The following is a 17,606-nucleotide window of genomic DNA, read 5'->3' as shown; positions in this document are numbered from 1 at the left end:
CGCCCGGCCCCCCCCAGGCCCCTAATCTCCACCCCCCCCCCCCCCCCCCCCGGGGGGGGGCCCCCCCCCCCCGGGGGGGCCCCGCCCCCCCCCTTCCGCGTCAGTGGTTTCAGCGCATCTTTCCGCCGCGGGGCATCCGCATGCCCTTCGGCATCGGACCCTTCGGCAGCGGCATGTTGCTCATGAGGTCGCCCATCGCCCGGAGCCGGTCGTTGGCCGCCGTCACCTGCGGGCCCGAGAGGACGCGCGGGAGCTTCAGCATGGTCGTACGGACCTTCTTGAGCGGCACCTGACCCTCGCCGTTGCCGACGATGATGTCGGTGACCGGCACGTCCACGACGACGCGGGCCATCTTCTTCTTCTCGGCCGCGAGCAGCGGCTTCAGCCGGTTCGGGTTGCCCTCGGCCACCAGCACGATGCCCGCCCGGCCGACCGCGCGGTGCACGACGTCCTGGCTCTTGTTCATCGCGATCGCCGGGGTCGTCGTCCAGCCGCGCCCGACGTTCTGCAGCACTGCCGCCGCCGCGCCGGGCTGGCCCTCCATCTGACCGAAGGCCGCGCGCTCGGCACGTCGTCCGAAGACGATCGCCATCGCGAGCAGCGCCAGGATGAAGCCCAGAATGCCCAGGTAGACCGGGTGACCGATCAGGAACCCGATCGCGAGGAGGACACCGAGTACGACGATGCCCACGCCCGCGACGACAAGCCCGACCTTGGGGTCGGCCTTTCGGGTCATCTTGTACGTGAGGACGATCTGCTTCAGTCGTCCCTGGTTCGCAGCGTCACCGCTGCCCGTGTTTGCCTTCCTCGCCATGTCCTGAAGTTTACGTGGCCCGGGAAGCGCGGCCAGCCACGGCCTCCATCACATGCTGGGCCTCGACCCGGTCCTTGGCCCGGCGGCGGTCCTCCAGGACCGATGTCCAGGCGTTGCGGCGGGCGGTCCGCTGGCCGCCGGAGAGCAGCAGCGACTCGACGGCCTTCAGGGCGTCGGTGACGGACGGGATGGCGGTGGCGCGGACGTGTGTCGCGGCCTGCATGGCGAGGTCCTCCCTCAAGCATGGATGAGATGAGGTGGGGGGTGGAGCGGAGTGCGGCGCTCACGCCGTGGCGGTGAGTGAAGCCAGGCTCACAGACTGGTGTTACCAGCGCGTGACCCGGTGGTCAAACACTGATGAAACGTTGATGGGGCCATCTGCACGCGTCCGGAAACGCTGACGCGGCCCGTACGAGCCCCCTGACCTGCGGGGCCGTACGGGCCGCGACGGATTCGGCCATTACCGGCCGGTAACTACTTGTGCGCGAGTTCACACAGCCTGGGTGGCGTTGTCGATCGCGCCACGCTTCTCGTCCTGTTGGTCGCGCTCCGCCTCACTACCGCTCCGGTCGAGGGTCCGCCCTCGTTCCTCGGGCGGACCCTCGACCTACGCTTCAGCTCGGCTGCGCTGCTCCATCGCCTGCTGGTACAGGCGACCGGCGCGGTACGAGGACCGCACCAGCGGGCCCGACATCACACCGGAGAAGCCGATCTCGTCGGCCTCCTCCTTCAGCTCCACGAACTCCTGCGGCTTCACCCAGCGCTCCACGGGGTGGTGCCGGACCGAGGGGCGCAGGTACTGCGTGATCGTGATCAGCTCGCAACCGGCCGCGTGCAGCTGCTGGAGCGCCTCGCTGACCTCCTCACGGGTCTCGCCCATGCCGAGGATCAGGTTCGACTTCGTGACCAGACCGTAGTCACGGGCCTTCGTGATGACGTCGAGCGAGCGCTCGTAGCGGAAGCCGGGACGGATCCGCTTGAAGATCCGCGGCACCGTCTCGACGTTGTGCGCGAAGACCTCGGGGCGCGAGGCGAAGACCTCGGCCAGGAGCTCCGGCACCGCGTTGAAGTCGGGGGCGAGCAGCTCGACCTTCGTACGGCCGTCGGCGCGGCCCGCCGTCTGCTCGTGGATCTGGCGCACGGTCTCCGCGTACAGCCAGGCGCCGCCGTCCTCCAGGTCGTCGCGCGCGACGCCGGTGATGGTGGCGTAGTTCAGGTCCATCGTGACGACCGACTCGCCGACCCGGCGGGGCTCGTCACGGTCCAGGGCCTCGGGCTTGCCCGTGTCGATCTGGCAGAAGTCGCAGCGCCGCGTGCACTGGTCACCGCCGATGAGGAACGTGGCCTCACGGTCCTCCCAGCACTCGAAGATGTTGGGACAGCCCGCCTCCTGGCAGACCGTGTGCAGGCCCTCCTTCTTCACGAGGCCCTGCATCTTCGTGTACTCGGGTCCCATCTTCGCCCGGGTCTTGATCCACTCGGGCTTGCGCTCGATGGGGGTCTGGGCGTTACGGACCTCCAGGCGCAGCATCTTGCGTCCGTCGGGTGCGACTGCGGACACGACCGGCTCCCTGTAGCTTCGATTCTTCGGCGCACACCAGGGTACGCCCGTTGTTCATGCGGTTTTGTTTACGCCTGGCCAACCTGTGGCCAGGGCCCGGCATTCCCTAGGCGGAAGCGGCCGCGGAAGCAGCCGCGGAAGGGGCAGCGGTGGGCGCCGCCTCGCGCTCGATCTCGCGCGGCTTCAGCTCCGCGTTCTCCAGGACCGCCCGCAGGTGCTTCTCCACCACCGGCAGGACCTCGTCGATCGTGATGTCCCGGCCCAGCTCGCTCGCCAGCGAGGCCACGCCCGCGTCGCGGATCCCGCAGGGGATGATCCGGTCGAACCAGACGTTGTCCGGGTTCACGTTCAGCGCGAAGCCGTGCATCGTGACGCCCTTGGCGACCCGGATGCCGATCGCCGCCAGCTTGCGGTCCTCGCGGCGCTGGCCGGCGTTGGACGGGGCGTACTCGGGGCCGTTGAGGCGCGGGTCGAACTCCTCGTCGGTCAGCCGGGGGTCGAAGTCCAGGGAGAGCCCGCCGAGCGCGGGGCGCTCCTCGACGGGATCGCCGAGCACCCACACACCGCTGCGGCCCTCGATCCGGGTGGTCTCCAGACCGAACTCGGCGGCCGTGAGGATCAGCGCCTCCTCGAGACGGCGGACGTGCGCGACGACGTCGACCGGGCGGGGGAGCTTCAGGATCGGGTAGCCGACGAGCTGGCCGGGGCCGTGCCAGGTGATCTTGCCGCCCCGGTCCACGTCCACGACCGGCGTTCCGTCCAGGGGGCGCTCGTTGTCGGCGGTGCGCCGGCCCGCCGTGTACACGGGCGGGTGCTCCAGGAGCAGACAGGTGTCGGGGACCTCGTCGGCGAACCGGGCGGCGTGCACCTCGCGCTGCTTGTCCCAGGCCACCTGGTACTCGACGGCGTCCTCGCCGAAGCCCAGACGGACGAATCGCAGCTCACTCACGGCAGTGCCTCCTCCTGTGCCCGAGCCGGGTTCCGGGGATCGTCCCGGGGCCGGCTCGGCACCATGCGTCATTCGCGCCCATGCCACTGTACGGCGGCGCCGCCGTACCGGGTCGGGCAGGTGGAGACGGGCCCCGGGACCACGACGGTCCGTCACCGGGGCCGTCGTCCGGGTACGGAACGTGACGGCGTGTCCCGGCCGAAAGAATCGGTTCGCCGCTCGGGGCCGGCCCTAGCGTCTGCCGCGCAGCGACCCCTCGGCACGGCACAGAGAGGCCAGACCGTCCATGAGCGTTCCCCCTGTTCCCCCGCCCCGCCGCCCCCGGGGCCGGCGCCTCGTCCCCCTCCTCACCGCGGCGCTCCTGACGGCCGGCGCGAGCGCCGCGGCGGCCTACACCCCGAGCGCGGCCGCGGATCCCGCCCGCCCCGGCGAGAAGAAGGCGGTGGCCGTCCTGCGGCCCGTCCGGGTGGAGGGCGCGTGGCGCAGCACGGGACCGAGCGGTGAGCAGTCGGCCAGGGTGCAGTGCCCTGCCGGCCACTACGCGACGGGCGGAGGCGCCGACACCGACGGCGGCTCGCCCCACCTCTCCACCTCGATCGCCGTGCCGCAGCAGACCGACACCGCCAACGGCTGGGCCGTCACCGCGCGCAACTACAGCACCCAGGGCGGCATGAGCATCCGCGCCTACGTGATCTGCGACCAGGCGGCCCACTCCGTACGCCAGACCACGACCTACGGCGTGCCGGGTTCCAGCGTCGGCGACGCGGTGGCGACCTGCCCCGCGGGAACGACCGCCAGCGGCGGCGGCTACATGGCGGTCGGTATCGGCCCCGGCGACCAGTCGGTCTTCCTGATCCAGGACTCGGGCCCCTTCGACAACGACAAGTGGCGGGCCGAGGGGTACAACCACGCGCCCGACGAAGGTTTCATCACCGCGCAGGTGATCTGCTCCACCCAGCCGCACGTCGTACGGTTCGGTGAGCCGTACCGCACGCCGCACAACTACATCGGCAGTGTCATCGCGACCTGCGCTTCGACGAACCAGGTGCCCACCGGCGGTGGTCAGTTCGTCGGCACCCGGGTCTACGCGCAGGAGTCTCTTCCGACGCCCTGGGGCTGGAACGTCGCCGCGCTGAACTCCAGCGGCTCGCCGCAGGACGTCTCCGCCGTGGTGATCTGCCGCCCCCTCGCCTGACGGCCCCCGCTTCCGTCCCGCAGGGTTGCCGCCGGGCACCGGCAGGCGGCAACCCTCCCTCCCGTTCCTCACACGATCGGATGAATGTGGGGCGAAGGAGGCGGTATGGGCGGTGAGGGCCGCTAAATTCACGCCGTTCCATGAGGGTCCACACGGGCTTCCACCCGGGCCCGGAAGGCAGGAGACCGCACAGCTGATGACGGAACGACCCCCGCAGCGCATCCCGAACCGCCAGCTCGCCGCGCTCATCGCGGAAGCCGGGTTCTCCAACGCGGGCCTGGCCAGAAGGGTCGACCAGCTCGGCCTTGAACACGGACTCGACCTGCGGTACGACAAGACCTCCGTGACCCGCTGGCTGCGCGGTCAGCAGCCGCGGGGCACCACGCCCGCCCTCATCGCCGAGGTCTTCACCCGCCGCCTCGGCCGCCGTCTCTCCGCCCAGGACCTCGGTCTCGACGCCTGCGCACCCGTGTACGCGGGCCTGGAGTTCGCCGCCTCCCCCGAGGAGGCGGTCGACATCGTCAGCGGCCTGTGGCGCAAGGACTCCGGCAGCCACGCCGAACTCCGCAAGATCGCCTTCACCCCCGCGGGCCTCGTCGTCCCCAGCAGGGACTGGCTGATCGGGCGCGCCGACGAGCGGGTGGCACGGGGCGAGCCGGCGGCGCCGAACGGACGGCTCGGCCCCGACGGCCGGCTCGCGCAGGACCCGCGCGTCCCGCCACAGGGCCGGCTCTCCGTACCCCGGCAGCGCGGCACGGACCGGGGGCCCGGGCAGCGGGTCTCCAGCGGGGACATCTCCGCGCTGCGCTCCGTCGGCGAACTGTTCCGCACCCTCGACCACGCGTACGGCGGCGGCCACGCCCGCCAGGCCCTCGTGCGCTATCTGGAGCACGAGGCCGAGCCGATGCTGCGCGGCACGTACGGCGAGTCCGTCGGCCGCCGCCTGTTCGCGGCGGCCGCCGACCTGACCCGGCTCGCGGGCTGGACCTCGTACGACATCGCGGCGCACGGACTCGCCCAGCGCTACTTCGTCCAGGCGTTGCGGCTCGCGCAGGCGGCGGGGGACCGGGCGTACGGCTCGTACGTCCTGATCACCATGAGCCGCCAGGCCGTCTACCTCGGCCACGGGCGCGAGGCCGTGCAGCTGGCCCGGGTCGCCCAGCAGGGCGTCGGGTCGGCCGCCCCGCCGGTCGTCCAGGCCATGCTGCACTCGGTCGAGGCGCGCGGGCACGGCGTGCTCGGCGAGGCGCGGGCGTGCGGGGCCGCGCTTGCCCGGGCCGAGCGGGCCCTTGAGGCGGCCAGGCCCGGGGACGACGTGCCGTACTGGGCGCGGCCCTTCGACGAGGCGCAGCTCGCCGACGAGTTCGGGCACTGCCACCGGGACCTCCAGCAGTACCGTGCCGCCGCCCAGCACGCCGAACGCTCCCTCCAGCTCCGCGCCCCCGGATTCGCCCGCAGCCGCCTCTTCTGCCGGGTGGTCCTCGCCTCCGCGCGCCTCGGCCTCGGCGAACTCGACCAGGCCTGCGCCCTCGGCGCCGAGGCGGCCCAGCAGGCCTCCGAGATGCGCTCGGCCCGCGCCCTGGAGTACGTCCGCGACTTCGAGCGCCGCCTGGAGCCGTACCGCGACGCGGCCGCGGTCCGTACGTACCGCGACCGCGTCGCCGCGATCGGCTGAACCGGGCGGCACCGGCCGGCACCGGTCACCGCGATCGGCCGAAGCCAGCAGACGCGGCTACGCCACCGCCTCCGCAGGGGCGCCCTGCGGCGCCCGGACGCCCAGGTCCGTCAGGAGCGCCTGGGCAGCGCGGTGGGCGGAGGTGAGAGCGCCCTGCGGCGTGGCCGTGTCGCGGTGGTCGCCGCAGACGTAGAGGCCGGAGAGCAGCCGGACCGGGCGGCGCGGGTCGTGCGGCGGCGGCATCGCGGGGATCGCGTCGGGCGTGTGGTGGAGCGCGAGCAGCTCCCACTCGTCCGTCGACGTCCCGTACAGCGTCGCGAGGTGCTTGCGCACCCGGCGCTCCATGTCGTCGGGCGGTGCGCCGAGGACCGTCGAGGTGACCAGAACCCTGCCGTCGGGCGCGCGCGTCGGGTCGACGGTGCTCATGACCGCCGAGTGCGCGACCGGGCCTCCCGGGTCGGACTCCAGGAGCAGGACCGGGTCCTGCGCGGGCGCCTCCGGGGCCGTGTGGTGCAGCACCGTCACCGGGTGGAAGGCGGGCACCCGCAGCCCCGGCAGCAGCTCGCCCGCCGTCCGCGCGCCCGTCGCGAGGACGACCGAGCGGCAGCCGAACACCCCGTGCTCCGCCGTCTCCACCCGGTCTATCCCGACCTCCGTGACCCGGACCCCGGTCCGCACGGTGCCCTCCGGCAGCGCCGCCGCGAGCAGCTCGGGCAGCGTCCCCGAGCCGCCCTCGGGCACGGAGACCCGCCCCCGGGCGAACGCGCGCAGCGCCAGGTCGGCGTAGCGGCTGGACGTGCCCAGGTCGGGATCGCCGAGCAGCGCCGCGATCAGGGGCCGTAGCACCCCCTGGACCGTACGGGCGGGCAGCCGGGCCGTCAGGGCCTCGCGCGCGGTCCGCTCCTGACGCGTCATCAGGCGCTGCGCGGGCGTCGCCGCGAGCCGGGCCAGGGACGCGCCGAGGCGGGCCTGGTCCAGCGAGGCCGCCGGATTGCGGGGGGCGCTCGCGAGGGCGCGCGCCACCGTGTACGCGCCCCCCACGCGCCAGGGCATGGAAGGGGAGCGCCAGGACCCGTGCGCGGACCCCCGGCCGTGCGCGAACCCCCGGCCGAGCGGCGCGCGTCGGCGCCCGTGCGGGAACGGTTCGCCGATCCGGACGTACCGGCCGTCGCTGTGCACCAGCGCCCCCGGCGCGAACGGCCTCAGCGTCACCCCGGCGAGCCCCCGGGTACGCAGCAGTTCCGCGTACGACGTCGTGAGCAGCGGCCCCACCCGGTCGAGCCGGAAGCCGTCGACGTCGTCGGTGACCAGTCGGCCGCCGACCCGGGGGCCGGCCTCCAGGACCGTGACGCCGAGTCCGGCGCTGGTCAGACGGTGCGCGGCCGCGAGCCCCGCGATTCCGGCCCCGACAATGACGACGTCCGTGACGACATCCGTATGGCGTGCGGTACTGAGCACGTGCCCCTCCCCAGGTCGGCGCGGCTTGGTGGGAGGCCTATGCCCCCAACCGGCCCCCAAAATGCCCTCGTTCGCATTCAGGGCCTGCCAGCCTCGGACAGCCGTGCCCACCCGCGCCAGCGGCGCGCACCGGGGTGCACGGAGCACGGGGTCGCACACCGCGAAGGGTCAGGCCGCCGCCCGGATCGACTCGTCGATCGTCGGGAACGCGAACGAGAACCCCGACGCCAACAGGCGGCTCGGCAGCACCCGCTGACTGCCCAGCACGTCCGCCGCGAACTCCCCGAGCGCCAGGCGCAGCGCGGGCGCCGGGACGGTCAGGAGCGCCGGGCGGCGCAGGACCCGGCCCATCGCCGCCGACACCTCCCGGTTGGTGACAGGCTCCGGGGCCGTCAGGTTCACCGGCCCCGAGAGGGACTCCGTGTCGACCAGGTGCCGCAGGGCGGCCACCTCGTCGTGCAGCGAGATGAAGCTCCAGTACTGCCGTCCGTCGCCCATCCGCCCGCCGACCCCGGCGCGGAACACCGGGAAGAGCCGACCCCACGCGCCGCCCTCGGCGGCCACCACGAGGCCCGTGCGGGCGTACGCGACGCGGATGCCGGCCTCTTCGGCCGGGGCCGCGGCCGCCTCCCACTCCACGCACACCGAGGGCAGGAACCCCGCGCCCGCGGGCGCGCTCTCGTCGACGGCGCGCGACCCCGTGTCGCCGTAGTAGCCCAGCGCCGTGCCGCACACCAGGACCTTCGGCGGCTCGGCGAGCGAGGCGAGGGCCTGCGCGATCGCCCGCGTACCGAGCACGCGGCTGTCGCGGATCTCCTTCTTGTACGCCTCGCTCCAGCGGCGCTCGCCGACGCCCGCGCCCGCCAGGTGCACGACCGCGTCGACGCCGACGAGCCCGGCCGCGTCCACGTACTGCCGCGCGGGGTCCCACTCGACCTCGTCGGCGGTCCGGGCGGGACGGCGCACGAGGCGGGAGACGTGGTGGCCGTCGGCGCGCAGGGAGCGCACCAGGGCCGAGCCGATGAGTCCGGAGGCGCCGGTGACGGCGATGCGGGAGCGTTGCATGCGCCCATCCTGCCCTTCCGGGCCCGCCCGTGACACAGTGGCCGCCATGATCACGCCGGAGCCGCGCATACGCCAGGCCGTTCCCGCCGACGAGGGTGCCCTCGGGGAGCTGGACCGGACCACCTGGTCCCCGCTGCACGCCGTACAGCCCGCGCCCGAACCCCCGTACCGACCCTTCTTCGACGAGCGCCACCGGCCCGAGGACTACCTGGTGGCCGAGGACGCGGGGGACGGCGCCCGGGACGCGGGCGGCGGCGTGGTCGTCGGCTATCTGCGGCTCGTTCCGGCCACCCCGCTCGCGTGCAACCGGCACGTCCGCCAGATCCAGGGCCTCGCCGTCGCCGAGAGCGTGCGCGGCCGGGGCGTGGCCCGCGCGCTGCTGCGCGCCGCCATGGCCGAGGCCCGACGCCAGGGCGCCCGCCGGATCACCCTGCGCGTGCTCGGCCACAACGCCCCGGCCCGCGCCCTCTACGCGTCCGAGGGCTTCGTCGTCGAGGGGGTCCTGCCCGGCGAGTTCTTCCTCGACGGCAGGTACGTGGACGACGTCCTGATGGGCCGCTCGCTCACGCCCTAGGGCCTCTCGTTTGGATCATGCCGGGCTCGCGGGGTCTGGCACCGCGCCTCGCCGCGTTGTCGTCGGTTGCCATGGCTCCGCCATGACGCCCTCCTCCGCCTTGCGATGCACGGCACCAGACCCCGCTCCCTGATCCGGCCTGATCCAAACGAAAGGCCCTAGGCGTCAGCGGTCCTAGGCGTCAGCCGTCCTGGGCGTCCACGGGCTTGGGTGTCAACGGGCCCAGCCCGCCCATGAGTTCGCGCAGGCAGCGCACCGCGAGCTCGGTCGGGGCGCCCTTGCCGCGGACCGGTGCGTCCGTCTCCGCCCAGGTCTCCAGGGCCACCCGGATCGCGTCCGTGGCGGCCGCCGCCGCGAGCCGTACCTCCAGCGGGTCCGCGTCGGGGCCCGCGAGCTCGGCCACGACGGCGAGCAGCTTCTCCTCCGACTCCTGGTTGACCCGGTACCAGACCGCCCGTAGCGCCGGGTCCTCGGCGGCCGCCCGCAGCAGGCCGCGCGTCCAGCGCAGCCCCTCGGCCGCCTCCTCGTCGGCCCCCGCGAGCGCCTCGGCGATCGACCGTTCGAGGGCGGCCGGCACGGTCGACCCCGGCTCCGCCGCCGCGAGCGACTCCCGCCAGCGGTCCGCGCCGCCCGCGAGGAGCGGGGCGACGGCGTCCTGCTTCGAGCGGAAGTAGCGGTAGAAGGTGCGCAGTGCGACCCCGGCGCGCAGGGCGATGTCCTCGGCCGTCGTCCCGTCCGGGCCGCGCTCGGTGAAGAGCTCGGCGGCGGCGCGTGCGATGTCGAGCTGGGTGGCCGCCTTGCGGCGCTCGGTCAGGGAGGTGGGCCTGGTGGCGGGCTGGGTGCTCACCGTACGAGGGTACGCCCCACCCCTGCCGATCCTGCATTTCATGCAGCTATGACAAAACGTGCCACCTAGGCGTACGGTGTCCTCTACATCAAGACATGAGGGCTCCAAGCCATCAGGCACCAAGACGTCAGGGCGTCGAGAAGCTCGTCATCGAGAGGTCGGACAGGACATGAACCGCTACGAAGGACGCCGCGCACTGGTCACCGGTGGCGGCTCCGGCATCGGCCAGGCCACCGTCCTGCGCATGCTCGCCGAGGGCGGGCGCGTCGTCGCCGCGGACATCAGCGAGGACGGCCTCAAGGACACCGTCGCCAAGGCCGGTGCCGACGCCGAGCGGCTGACCACGGTCGTCGTGAACGTCGCCGACGAGACCTCCGTACGCGAGGGCGTCACCGCCGCGGTCACCGCCCTCGGCGGCCTGGACGTGCTGGTCAACGCGGCCGGGATCCTGCGCTCCTCGCACACCCACGAGACCACCCTCGACTCCTTCGAGCAGGTCGTCCGGATCAACCTCACCGGCACCTTCCTGGTGATCCGCGAGGCGATCCCGGCCCTCCTGGAGGGCAACGGCTCGGCCGTCGTGAACTTCTCCTCCACCTCGGCGATGTTCGCCCACCCGTACATGGCCGCCTACGCGGCCAGCAAGGGCGGCATCCAGTCCATGACGCACGCGCTCGCCGCCGAGTACGCCAAGCAGGGCATCCGCTTCACCGCCGTCCAGCCCGGCTCCATCTCCTCCGGCATGACCGACGGCACCGGCGCCAGCCGGCAGAGCGTCGGCCCCGGCCTGCCCGAGGACGCCGACCTGTCCCTCTTCATGAAGCTGGCCCCCGCCCTCGGCCAGGGCTTCGCCGGGCCCGAGACCGTCGCCGGCGTCGTCGCGATGCTGGCGAGCGAGGACGGGAAGTTCATCACCGGCACCGAGGTCCGCATCGACGGCGGCACCCACTTCTGACGACCGGCACCCACCCCTGACGACGGGAGACCGCGCGCTCAGGCGCGGCTGACAGGCCGGTACGGACCCGGGGTGGGACGGCCCCCGGGTCCGTACCTCATACGTGGTCCCGCGGCCTCACCCGACCGGGGCGCCGAACCGCTCCCACAGGCGCGGGAAGCGTTCCGCGAGCACCGCGTCGTCCGCCAGGTCGAAGGCGGTGCCCTCCGGCTCCGCGGGCTGCGGCGGAATCCCCAGATCCGGCGCCTCCGCGCCGGTGAGCTGCTCGTACGCCTCGTCGGCGGCGAACCCCAGCTCCTCGCCGTCCCCGTCGATCTCCTCGTCGAAGTCCTCGAGCAGCTCGGCGAGGGCGTCCGGATCGTGCACCGCGCCCTCGAAGACCTCCCGGCCCTGCCCGATCAGCCAGCAGCGGAAGTAGTCGAAGGCGTCGTCGCTCGCCCCTTCGAGCAGCACCGCCGCCGCGCCCCACAGATCCCAGCGGTACGCGCGGTTGTAGCGGGCCTCGAAATGGCGGGCGAAATCGAGCACGGAGTCGGGGTCGAGCTGCAGCAGCCGCTCGACGAGCAGGTCGGCGTGTTCCTCGGGATCGCCCTCGGCGGCCTCTCGGGTCGAGTCGATGATCTCCCAGAACTCCGTTTCGTCCATCACGGCATCCAGCATCGACCGTGGGGGAGGGCGGCGCACCCGGAAACAGCCAAAATCAAATCGGACAGGAGATGTCGTACTTTCCTGTCACGCTCCCACCATGGAGACGGAAACGAAGCCGCTGAGCGGCAGGATCGCACTGGTCGCGGGCGCCACGCGGGGCGCGGGACGGGCCATCGCCGTACAGCTGGGGGCGGCGGGCGCCACCGTGTACGTGACCGGGCGCACCACCCGGGAGAAGGTCAGCGAGGTCGGCCGCACGACCGAGACCATCGAGGAGACGGCCGAGCTGGTGTCGGCGGCCGGCGGCGAGGGCGTCGCCGTGCCCACCGACCATCTGGAGATCGACCAGGTCCGCGCGCTCGTCGAGCGGATCGACACCGAGCGGGGCCGGCTCGACATCCTCGTCAACGACGTGTGGGGCGGGGAGCACCTGCTCGTCCCCGCCTTCGGCAAGAAGATCTGGGAGACCGACCTCGACAGCGGCCTGCGGATGCTGGAGCTGGGGGTGAAGACCCACGCCGTCACCAGCGCGCTCGCGCTGCCGCTGCTGATCCGCAACCCGGGCGGTCTGGTCGTGGAGGTGACCGACGGAACGGCCGAATACAACAGCCGGTTCCGCGAGAACTTCTTCTACGACCTCACCAAGAACGCCCCGATCCGGATGGCGTACGCGCTCTCGCACGACCTGAAGGACGTGGGAGGGACGGCGGTGGCGGTCACGCCCGGGTGGCTGCGGTCCGAGCAGATGCTGGACCACTTCGGGGTGAGCGAGGCGAACTGGCGCGACGCGACCGAGAAACTTCCCGACTTCGCGGTCGCCGAGTCCCCGGTCTACGTCGGCCGAGCGGTCGCCGCCCTCGCGGCCGACCCCGACCGGGCCCGCTGGACAGGGCAGTCGCTCTCCAGCGGGCAGCTGGCCAAGGAGTACGGCTTCACGGACGCCGACGGCTCGCAGCCGGACGCCTGGGGCTTCATCATCGCCAAGGAGAAGGCCGGGGAGACGGGCGAGGACGTGTCGGTGGAGGACTACCGGTAGAGCGCCGACAGGCCCTCCGCCGCCGCCGCGAAACGGGCCCGGAGCGACTCGGGTCGGAGCACCTCCGCCTCCGCGCCGAGCGCGAGCAGCTGGCTGAAGGCGACCTCCTCGTTCTCCACGAGGAGCGTCGCCGTCAGCCGGCCCTCGGCGTCCTCGGCGCCGCCCGCGAGCGCCTCCTCGGCCGCCGCGCGGTCCGTCACGTACGGCAGCCGGCGCGCCCCCGCCCCCGAGAGCCGCAGCACGACCTCGGCGCGCAGGATCGAGCGGGCGAACTCCGTCGCGCGGTCCTCCCAGAAGGCCGGCAGGTCGAACTCCCCGTCCCTGTCGAACCGTTCCTCGCCGCGCGCGACCGCCGTGAAGCGGTCCACCCGGTACGTACGGAACGCCGTGCCCGACCGGGCGCACAGGTACCAGACGCCCGCCTTCAGGACGAGGCCGTACGGCGCGAGATCCCGCTCCACCTCGGTGTCCCCGCGGCGGTAGCGGGCCGAGATCATCAGGTCGTCCCAGACCGCCTCCGCGATCGGCGCGAGGAACGGGGGCGTCTCGGGCTCCTGGTACCACCCCGGTGCGTCCAGGTGGAAGCGCTGCGCCGCCGACTCCGGGGCGTCGCGCAGCGAGGGCAGCAGCGCCGCCGAGACCTTCAGCCGGGCCGCCGAGGCCGCGTCCTCCAGGCCCATGTCCCGTAGCGCGCCCGGCAGTCCGGACAGGAACAGCGCCTCCGCCTCACCGCGCGCCAGGCCCGTGAGCCGGGTGCGGTACCCGCCGATCAGCCGGTACCCGCCGGCCCTGCCCCGGTCCGCATACACCGGAACCCCCGCCTCCGAGAGGGCGAGGGCATCGCGGGTGATGGTCCGTTCGGACACTTCCAGCTCCTGCGCCAGCTCGGCCGCCGTCATCGAGGGCCGGGACTGGAGGAGCAGGACCATCTTGATAAGCCGGGCGGCACGCATGACGCCATCATGCGTGCCGCCACTGACAACCGGACGAGAGCCCGGTCTACAGGCCGTAGCGCTCGCGCGCCTCCTTCACGGCCGAGGCCGGGACCTCGCCGCGCCGGGCGAGCTGGGCCAGGGCCGCGACCACGATCGACTGCGCGTCGACACCGAAGTGGCGGCGGGCCGCGTCACGGGTGTCCGACAGACCGAAGCCGTCGGCACCGAGCGAGGACCAGTCCTGCTCGACCCACTGGGCGATCTGGTCCGGGACCTGACGCATGTAGTCGGTGACGGCCAGGACCGGGGACTCCACGCCCTCCAGCGCCTTGCGGATGAACGGCACCTGCTCCTCGCCGCGCAGCAGCGCCGCGTCGGCCTCGAGCGCGTCGCGCCGCAGCTCCGTCCAGGAGGTCGCGGACCACACGTCGGCGCCCACGCCCCACTCGGCGGCGAGCAGCTTCTGCGCCTCCAGGGCCCAGTGGATGGCCGTACCGGAGGAGAGCAGCTGGATCCGCGTGGCGTTCGCCGGGAGGTCCAGGCCGGCGGAGTCCGCCGTGTTGAAGCGGTAGAGGCCCTTGATGATGCCCTCGTCGACCCCGGCCGGCTTGGCCGGCTGCGGCATCGGCTCGTTGTAGACCGTGAGGTAGTAGAAGACGTTCTGGTCCTCGCCCTCGGCGGCCTCGCCGTACATCCGGCGCAGACCCTCCTTGACGATCGCCGCGACCTCGTAGGCGAACGCCGGGTCGTACGTCAGGGCGGCCGGGTTGGTCGCCGCGATCACCGGGGAGTGACCGTCGGCGTGCTGGAGGCCCTCACCGGTCAGCGTCGTACGGCCCGCGGTGGCGCCGACGAGGAAGCCGCGGCCGAGCTGGTCGCCGAGCTGCCACATCTGGTCGGCGGTGCGCTGCCAGCCGAACATCGAGTAGAAGATGTAGAAGGGGATCATCGCCTCGCCGTGCGTCGCGTACGACGAGGAAGCGGCGATGAAGTCGGCCATCGAACCGGCCTCGGTGATCCCCTCGTTGAGGATCTGGCCGTTGACGGCCTCCTTGTAGTACATCAGCTGGTCACGGTCGACCGGCTCGTACGTCTGGCCCTTCGGCGAGTAGATGCCGAGCGACGGGAACAGCGACTCCATGCCGAAGGTACGGGCCTCGTCCGGGACGATCGGGACCCAGCGCTTGCCGGTCTCCTTGTCGCGGACCAGGTCCTTGACCAGACGGACGAAGGCCATCGTGGTCGCGACCGACTGCGAGCCTGAGCCCTTGTCGAAGGCGGCGAAGGCCTTGTCGGCCGGGGCCGGCAGCGGGGCGAGCGGCTGGACGCGGCGGGCCGGGGCCGGGCCGCCGAGCGCCGCGCGGCGCTCCTGGAGGTAGCGGACCTCGGGGGAGTCGACGCCGGGGTGGCCGTAGGGCACCACACCGTCGACGAACTGCGCGTCGGAGATCGGCAGGTCGAGCAGGTCACGCATGGCCTTGAACTCGTCCGTGCTGAGCTTCTTCATCTGGTGGTTCGCGTTCTTCGACGCGAAGCCCTCACCCAGGGTGAAGCCCTTCACGGTCTGCGCGAGGATCACCGTCGGCGCGCCCTTGAACTCCAGGGCGGCCTTGTACGCGGCGTAGACCTTGCGCGGCTCGTGGCCACCGCGCGAGAGGTGGAAGCACTCCAGGATCTTGTCGTCGCTCAGCAGCTGCCCCATCGCGACGAGCGAGGGGTGGGAGCCGAAGAAGTCCTGGCGGATGTAGGCGGCGTCGCGGGTCTGGTACGTCTGGACCTGCGCGTCCGGGACCTCGCGGAGGCGGCGGACGAGGGCGCCGTCGGTGTCGAGCGCGAACAGCTCGTCCCAGGCGTTGCCCCACAGCGACTTCACGACGTTCCAGCCGGCGCCGCGGAACTGGGCCTCCAGCTCCTGCACGATCTTGAAGTTGGCGCGGACCGGGCCGTCGAGGCGCTGCAGGTTGCAGTTGATGACGAAGGTCAGGTTGTCCAGACCCTCGCGGGCGGCGAGTGCGAGGGCCGCCGTCGACTCGGGCTCGTCCATCTCGCCGTCGCCGAGGAACGCCCACACGTGCGAGGACGAGACGTCCTTGATGCCGCGGTTGGTGAGGTACCGGTTGAAGCGCGCCTGGTAGATGGCGGAGAGCGGGCCCAGACCCATGGAGACGGTCGGGAACTCCCACAGCCAGGGGAGGCGGCGCGGGTGCGGGTAGGAGGGCAGACCGTTGCCGCCGGACTCCTGCCGGAAGTTGTCGAGGTGCGCCTCGGTGAGGCGGCCGTCGAGGAAGGCGCGGGCGTAGATGCCGGGGGAGGCGTGGCCCTGGATGTAGAGCTGGTCGCCGGAACCGGCGGCGTCGCCGGACTCCTTGCCCTTGAAGAAGTGGTTGAAGCCGGTCTCGTAGAGCCACGCCGCGGAGGCGAAGGTGGCGATGTGGCCGCCGACGCCGTGCTTGGCACCGCGCGTCACCATGGCGGCGGCGTTCCAGCGGTTCCAGGCGGTGATCCTGCGCTCCATCTCCTCGTCGCCGTCGATGGCCGGCTCGGAGGATGTGGGGATGGTGTTGACGTAGTCCGTCTCCAGCAGCTTGGGCAGGGCCAGGCCCGCGCCCTCCGCGTGCTGGAGCGTGCGGCGCATCAGGTAGGCGGCCCGGTGGGGGCCGGCGGCCTTGGTGACGGCATCCAGGGAGGCCGCCCACTCGGCGGTCTCCTCGGTGTCACGGTCCGGGAGCTGGTCGAGCTCGCTCGGAATCTTGCCTACGGGATCGGTCATGATCGCCGCCTTCCGGACAGATGGGGGTGGAGAAGGGGTGCCTTGTCTGGCAGGACAGGGCGAAGGGCCGGGTAGCGGCCCGCCGAAGACTGTAAGCCGCCGATCGATGATCGATCAAAGTGTTGAAGGGAAAAACTTCGTCGGAAGACGAAAGTCGGCACAGGGTGCCGCGAAAACGGGCACCGGGTGCCTTGTTTTCGCAGGTGGGGGACCGGATGAGAGGGCACTCGCACGAATGAGCGGGCCCCGGTGCGGGGCCCGCTCATGGGTGTACGGGGGTTGTACGGGGGCGATTTCAAGCCCCTCAGAGGCACCTCAGCCCCTCAGAGGCACCTCAGCCCCTCAGAGGCACCTCAGGCCCTCAGAGGCACCTCAGGCCCTCGGGGGCCCATCAGCCCCTCGGGGGGTGCATCAGCCCCTCAGGGGCGTCTCAGGCCCGCGGGGCGCAGCCCAGGACGTGGGCCTTGACCAGCGCGCCGATGGTCGGGTCGCCCCGGCGGAAGGCCTCGACGAGCTCCTGGTGCTCCTCCGCGTACGACTTCTGGACCGTGCCGAGCCAGCGGATCGACAGGGCCGTGAAGACCTCGATGCCCAGGCCCTCCCAGGTGTGCAGCAGCACGCTGTTCCCGGCCGCCTTCACCAGCTCGCGGTGGAAGCCCACCGTGTGCCGCACCTGCGCCGTGCCGTCGGCCGTCCGGTCCGCCTCGTACAGGGCCGCCACGTGCGGCTCCAGGGCCGAGCAGTCGGCCGCGAGGCGGGTCGCCGCGAGCTCGGCGGCGATCTGCTCCAGGCCCGCCCGGACCGGGTAGCTCTCCTCCAGGTCGGCCGCCGTCAGGTTCCGTACCCGTACGCCCTTGTTGGGCGAGGACTCGATCAGCCGCAGCGACTCCAGCTCGCGCAGCGCCTCGCGGACCGGAGTCTGGCTGACCTCCAGCTCCGTGGCGATCCGACGCTCCACGATGCGCTCGCCCGGCTTCCAGCGCCCGCTGACGATGCCCTCCACGATGTGCTCGCGGATCTGTTCGCGCAGCGAGTGGACGACGGGGACGCTCATGAAGCCCCTCCTTAAGGGACGCGTTGACACTCAAGACAATACGGCGGCGCCCCCGCCCGGAAACACTTCC

General features: G+C 72.6%; 16 protein-coding genes. 5 read left to right on the top strand and 11 right to left on the bottom strand.

Going from position 1 to position 17,606, the window contains the following annotated elements; translation table 11 throughout:
• Positions 1-109: 109 nt before the first annotated feature.
• From ACGFYP_RS10965 to lipB, 4 genes are all read right to left on the bottom strand, one after another.
• Positions 110-814 carry a DUF4191 domain-containing protein gene (locus ACGFYP_RS10965; protein ID WP_361961847.1) on the bottom strand — a complete coding sequence of 235 codons (705 nt, stop codon included), beginning with the start codon at positions 812-814 and terminating at the stop codon, positions 110-112.
• Positions 815-824: 10 nt separating this feature from the next.
• Positions 825-1,037 (bottom strand): hypothetical protein, encoded by a 213-nt coding sequence (locus ACGFYP_RS10960; RefSeq protein WP_361961845.1) that lies wholly within the window; start codon positions 1,035-1,037, stop codon positions 825-827.
• Positions 1,038-1,421: 384 nt separating this feature from the next.
• Positions 1,422-2,375, bottom strand: coding sequence for a lipoyl synthase (gene lipA, locus ACGFYP_RS10955; protein ID WP_393489357.1), 954 nt, complete (start codon positions 2,373-2,375; stop codon positions 1,422-1,424).
• Between the two features lie 106 nt (positions 2,376-2,481).
• Positions 2,482-3,324, bottom strand: a complete 843-nt coding sequence (gene lipB, locus ACGFYP_RS10950; RefSeq protein WP_393489348.1) for a lipoyl(octanoyl) transferase LipB — start codon at positions 3,322-3,324, stop codon at positions 2,482-2,484.
• A gap of 286 nt (positions 3,325-3,610) precedes the next feature.
• Between lipB and ACGFYP_RS10945 the strand changes: the two genes are divergently transcribed.
• The gene (locus ACGFYP_RS10945; RefSeq protein WP_393489342.1) at positions 3,611-4,519 is read left to right on the top strand and encodes a hypothetical protein; all 909 of its coding nucleotides are present in this window, start codon (positions 3,611-3,613) and stop codon (positions 4,517-4,519) included.
• A 196-nt stretch (positions 4,520-4,715) separates the two neighbouring features.
• Positions 4,716-6,194: a regulator gene (locus ACGFYP_RS10940; protein ID WP_393489337.1), complete on the top strand. Its 1,479-nt coding sequence runs from the start codon at positions 4,716-4,718 to the stop codon at positions 6,192-6,194.
• Positions 6,195-6,251: 57 nt separating this feature from the next.
• Here ACGFYP_RS10940 and ACGFYP_RS10935 read toward each other — a convergent pair whose 3' ends face one another.
• Entirely contained in the window at positions 6,252-7,652 is a 1,401-nt protein-coding gene (locus tag ACGFYP_RS10935; protein WP_393489331.1) for an NAD(P)/FAD-dependent oxidoreductase, read from the bottom strand.
• Between the two features lie 168 nt (positions 7,653-7,820).
• Positions 7,821-8,717 carry a TIGR01777 family oxidoreductase gene (locus tag ACGFYP_RS10930; protein WP_393489325.1) on the bottom strand — a complete coding sequence of 299 codons (897 nt, stop codon included), beginning with the start codon at positions 8,715-8,717 and terminating at the stop codon, positions 7,821-7,823.
• Positions 8,718-8,763: 46 nt separating this feature from the next.
• Here ACGFYP_RS10930 and ACGFYP_RS10925 point away from each other — a divergent pair, with 46 nt between their 5' ends.
• Entirely contained in the window at positions 8,764-9,291 is a 528-nt protein-coding gene (locus ACGFYP_RS10925) for a GNAT family N-acetyltransferase (RefSeq protein WP_393489317.1), read from the top strand.
• Positions 9,292-9,472: 181 nt separating this feature from the next.
• Here the strand turns inward: ACGFYP_RS10925 and ACGFYP_RS10920 are convergent, their stop codons facing one another.
• On the bottom strand, positions 9,473-10,138 hold the full coding sequence (locus ACGFYP_RS10920; RefSeq protein ID WP_393489310.1) for a TetR/AcrR family transcriptional regulator: 666 nt from the start codon (positions 10,136-10,138) through the stop codon (positions 9,473-9,475).
• Positions 10,139-10,307: 169 nt separating this feature from the next.
• Here ACGFYP_RS10920 and ACGFYP_RS10915 point away from each other — a divergent pair, with 169 nt between their 5' ends.
• A complete protein-coding gene (locus ACGFYP_RS10915; protein ID WP_393489304.1) occupies positions 10,308-11,093 on the top strand; it encodes an SDR family NAD(P)-dependent oxidoreductase in 786 nt (261 codons plus the stop codon).
• A 117-nt stretch (positions 11,094-11,210) separates the two neighbouring features.
• On the opposite strand, the gene ACGFYP_RS10910 is transcribed toward ACGFYP_RS10915, so the two are convergent.
• Entirely contained in the window at positions 11,211-11,738 is a 528-nt protein-coding gene (locus ACGFYP_RS10910) for a DUF4240 domain-containing protein (RefSeq protein ID WP_393490890.1), read from the bottom strand.
• A gap of 100 nt (positions 11,739-11,838) precedes the next feature.
• On the opposite strand from ACGFYP_RS10910, the gene ACGFYP_RS10905 reads away from it, so the two are divergent.
• The gene (locus ACGFYP_RS10905) at positions 11,839-12,777 is read left to right on the top strand and encodes an SDR family oxidoreductase (RefSeq protein WP_393489297.1); all 939 of its coding nucleotides are present in this window, start codon (positions 11,839-11,841) and stop codon (positions 12,775-12,777) included.
• On the opposite strand, the gene ACGFYP_RS10900 is transcribed toward ACGFYP_RS10905, so the two are convergent.
• From ACGFYP_RS10900 to ACGFYP_RS10890, 3 genes are all read right to left on the bottom strand, one after another.
• On the bottom strand, positions 12,768-13,730 hold the full coding sequence (locus ACGFYP_RS10900; RefSeq protein ID WP_393489293.1) for a helix-turn-helix transcriptional regulator: 963 nt from the start codon (positions 13,728-13,730) through the stop codon (positions 12,768-12,770). The two genes, ACGFYP_RS10905 and ACGFYP_RS10900, sit on opposite strands and share 10 nt — an antisense overlap.
• Positions 13,731-13,776: 46 nt before the next feature.
• Positions 13,777-16,482, bottom strand: a complete 2,706-nt coding sequence (aceE, locus tag ACGFYP_RS10895) for a pyruvate dehydrogenase (acetyl-transferring), homodimeric type (RefSeq protein ID WP_393489288.1) — start codon at positions 16,480-16,482, stop codon at positions 13,777-13,779.
• A 430-nt stretch (positions 16,483-16,912) separates the two neighbouring features.
• Complete coding sequence (locus ACGFYP_RS10890; protein ID WP_393489282.1) at positions 16,913-17,536, bottom strand: GntR family transcriptional regulator; 624 nt, start codon at positions 17,534-17,536, stop codon at positions 16,913-16,915.
• Positions 17,537-17,606 lie beyond the last annotated feature (70 nt).

It is taken from the genome of Streptomyces sp. NPDC048370 (assembly GCF_043200825.1).
Taxonomy (GTDB): domain Bacteria; phylum Actinomycetota; class Actinomycetes; order Streptomycetales; family Streptomycetaceae; genus Streptomyces.
This window is presented reverse-complemented; position numbering and strand designations above follow the sequence as displayed.

Coding starts and splice junctions, on each gene's coding strand:
- ACGFYP_RS10965 (WP_361961847.1), bottom strand. CDS start 814: ATGGCGAGGAAGGCAAACACGGGCAGCGGTGACGCTGCGAACCAGGGA.
- ACGFYP_RS10960 (WP_361961845.1), bottom strand. CDS start 1,037: ATGCAGGCCGCGACACACGTCCGCGCCACCGCCATCCCGTCCGTCACC.
- ACGFYP_RS10945 (WP_393489342.1), top strand. CDS start 3,611: ATGAGCGTTCCCCCTGTTCCCCCGCCCCGCCGCCCCCGGGGCCGGCGC.
- ACGFYP_RS10940 (WP_393489337.1), top strand. CDS start 4,716: ATGACGGAACGACCCCCGCAGCGCATCCCGAACCGCCAGCTCGCCGCG.
- ACGFYP_RS10930 (WP_393489325.1), bottom strand. CDS start 8,717: ATGCAACGCTCCCGCATCGCCGTCACCGGCGCCTCCGGACTCATCGGC.
- ACGFYP_RS10925 (WP_393489317.1), top strand. CDS start 8,764: ATGATCACGCCGGAGCCGCGCATACGCCAGGCCGTTCCCGCCGACGAG.
- ACGFYP_RS10915 (WP_393489304.1), top strand. CDS start 10,308: ATGAACCGCTACGAAGGACGCCGCGCACTGGTCACCGGTGGCGGCTCC.
- ACGFYP_RS10910 (WP_393490890.1), bottom strand. CDS start 11,738: ATGGACGAAACGGAGTTCTGGGAGATCATCGACTCGACCCGAGAGGCC.
- ACGFYP_RS10905 (WP_393489297.1), top strand. CDS start 11,839: ATGGAGACGGAAACGAAGCCGCTGAGCGGCAGGATCGCACTGGTCGCG.
- ACGFYP_RS10900 (WP_393489293.1), bottom strand. CDS start 13,730: ATGCGTGCCGCCCGGCTTATCAAGATGGTCCTGCTCCTCCAGTCCCGG.
- aceE (WP_393489288.1), bottom strand. CDS start 16,482: ATGACCGATCCCGTAGGCAAGATTCCGAGCGAGCTCGACCAGCTCCCG.
- ACGFYP_RS10890 (WP_393489282.1), bottom strand. CDS start 17,536: ATGAGCGTCCCCGTCGTCCACTCGCTGCGCGAACAGATCCGCGAGCAC.